Source organism: Methylophaga sp. UBA1464 (genome assembly GCF_002325665.1).
Lineage (GTDB): Bacteria > Pseudomonadota > Gammaproteobacteria > Nitrosococcales > Methylophagaceae > Methylophaga.
Genome location: NZ_DCSO01000040.1, coordinates 27,517 through 30,040, shown reverse-complemented (window position 1 = coordinate 30,040; position 2,524 = coordinate 27,517). Strand labels below are relative to the sequence as shown.

The 2,524-nt window shown below is 45.1% G+C and carries 2 protein-coding genes; one reads left to right on the top strand and one right to left on the bottom strand.

Annotation, left to right across the window (positions count from 1 at the left end; all coding sequences use genetic code 11):
• Positions 1-336: DnaJ domain-containing protein (locus tag B3O33_RS04040; RefSeq protein ID WP_292363006.1), on the bottom strand; the 336-nt coding region annotated here is incomplete at its 3' end.
• A 102-nt stretch (positions 337-438) separates the two neighbouring features.
• Between B3O33_RS04040 and B3O33_RS04035 the strand changes: the two genes are divergently transcribed.
• Positions 439-2,524, top strand: a 2,086-nt coding sequence (locus B3O33_RS04035; protein WP_292363004.1) for a TonB-dependent receptor, incomplete at its 3' end; no start/stop codon positions are given.

Here is a 2,524-nt window from a genome sequence, read left to right as displayed (position 1 = left end):
GCCACCCATTCCGCCCATGCCACCGAACATGTTTTCAAAAAAACTGCTGAAGTTACCCTGTCCGAAACCACCGACATTTTCTTCCCAGCCGGGAGGTGGTGAGAATGATTGACCATGACGAAACTGTCCGCCAAACTGATCGTACTGGGCACGTTTTTCCTTATCGCGCAGAACCTCATAAGCCTCACCGACTTCCTTGAATTTATCTTCGGCATTTGCTTCTTTGCTGACATCAGGATGATATTTACGCGCCAGTGTACGGTAAGCTTTTTTAATCTCCTCCGGTGTCGCAGTGCGGCTTACGCCAAGGATCTTGTAATAGTCTTTATATTCCATGGGCTCTTTCGGATAAAAATTGATCTGGGTCAATAGATGGGGATGATAGGACGTTTTTCAACGCCTTTTAAGGATTTTTCTGATGTGTTGCAAAAACACCACATGAGAAAATTACAAAACTACATAAAACAACAACGTCAGGAACTACAGCTCATGCCGATTTTACGAAAACTACCACTATTAATGGCCTTGGCCAGTCTGAATATTGCCTTACCAGCACACGCCCAGGAAGAAGAGGATTTATCGCTTGACGAACTGGTTGTGACCGGAACACGTTCAGGCACACCCATTCTTGAATTAGCAGGAAATACCGGAAAAGTTTCGGAAGAAGAAATCGATTTGGTGCGTCCCGATCACATCACCGAAGTCATTAATCGTATCAGCGGTGTGAATATTCAACGGGGTAACGGGCAGGAGCATCTGACCTCTATTCGTTCACCTGTATTAACCGGTGGTGCTGGTGCCGGATCATTTTTGTTTCTGGAAGACGGTATTCCTTTACGTGCAGCAGGTTTTGCCAATGTAAATGGTCTGTTTGAATCCAATTATGAACAGGCTGGTGGCATTGAGGTGGTCCGTGGTCCGGGCAGTGCGTTTTATGGTTCCAATGCGGTTCATGGTTTGGTTAATGTCCTGACTCGCGCACCATCTCTGGATTTAGAGCGTCAAGTCGATTTTTCAGTTGGTCCGCATGACTTGTACAAATTTAAAGGTACTGTCAGTGACACCGTAGGTCGTCATGGTTACCGTGTCAGCGTTAACGGCACAACCGATAATGGTTATGCCGAAGATGCCGGATACGATCAGCAAAAAGTCACTTTGCGTCATGACTATTACGGCGATCAGGACAGTTTCAAAACTATTTTCAGTGCGACGAATCTGAATCAGAAAACAGCGGGTTACATTGAAGGTTTTGAAGCCTATAAAGACGGTAGTTTAGCCAGAAGTAACCCGAACAAAGAACGTGGCATCGATGCCTACCGCAATGCAAAGTCTTTCCGTTTATCAACTGAATGGGAACGACAGCTGAACGACTCCACTTCTTTTCGTTTAACGCCATATATGCGCCATACTGAAATGGATTTTTTGATGCATTTCTTGAATGGCCAACCAGTTGAAAAGAACAAGCACACCAGTGCTGGCTTATTGTCTGCTCTAACCAAAGAGCTGGATGGCGGTCATACCATTATTGTGGGTACCGACATTGAATATACAGAAGGTGATTTATCCGAAGTACAATTCAACCCGACAGTAGGCCCATTTGCGCAAGGCGTGCACTACGATTATGAAGTCGATGCAACCGTACTCGCACCATATATTCATTCTGAATGGCAGGTTTTAGATAAAACCCGTGTAACTGCAGGTGTTCGTTATGAATACACCAAATACGATTACACCAACAATACCGATTCCGCGACTATCCCGGGTAACACCCGATATTTACGTCCGGATAGTGGCAAAGACACTTTCAGCAACCTGAGTCCCAAACTGGGTTTGGTGCAGGAACTGACTGACAATACCGCTGCGTTTATCAATTATGCGCGCGGTAATCGTGCACCACAGACAACAGATCTCTATCGGATTCAGCAGCGTGGGGCTACCGGCGGTTCAGCAGATTCTGAACAAATTGATAGTGTAGAGATAGGGGTTCGTCGGGTTGGTGAGGGTCTGCAATATGAAATCGCGGCTTATCAGATGAAGAAAAAAGATTACTTCTTTACTGACAGCACACAAATCAACGTACCAGATGGCAAAACCAAACATACCGGTCTGGAACTGGGAATGTTTTATCCGTTTAATGAATTATTTGATATCGGTGCCAATGTCACCTTTGCCAAGCACGAATATGACTTTGACAGAGAGACCAGTAATATCGGAAAAGGTAACTATCTGGTGACAGCTCCTAAACGTATGGCCAATATCCGGTTAGGCTGGAATGTAACACCAAAAAGTCGTGCTGAACTCGAATGGGTGCATATGAGTGAGTACTACCTGAATGATGCAAATGATAAAAAATATGAAGGCCATGATGTGTTTAATTTGCGTGCCTCACATGAAGTGACTGAGAGTCTGACACTTTATGGCCGCGTACATAATCTGTTCGATACGGATTATGCTGAACGCGCAGACTTTAACGGTTTCAGTCAACAATACCGTTACTTTGTTGGCGAACGCCGTGGCTTGCATG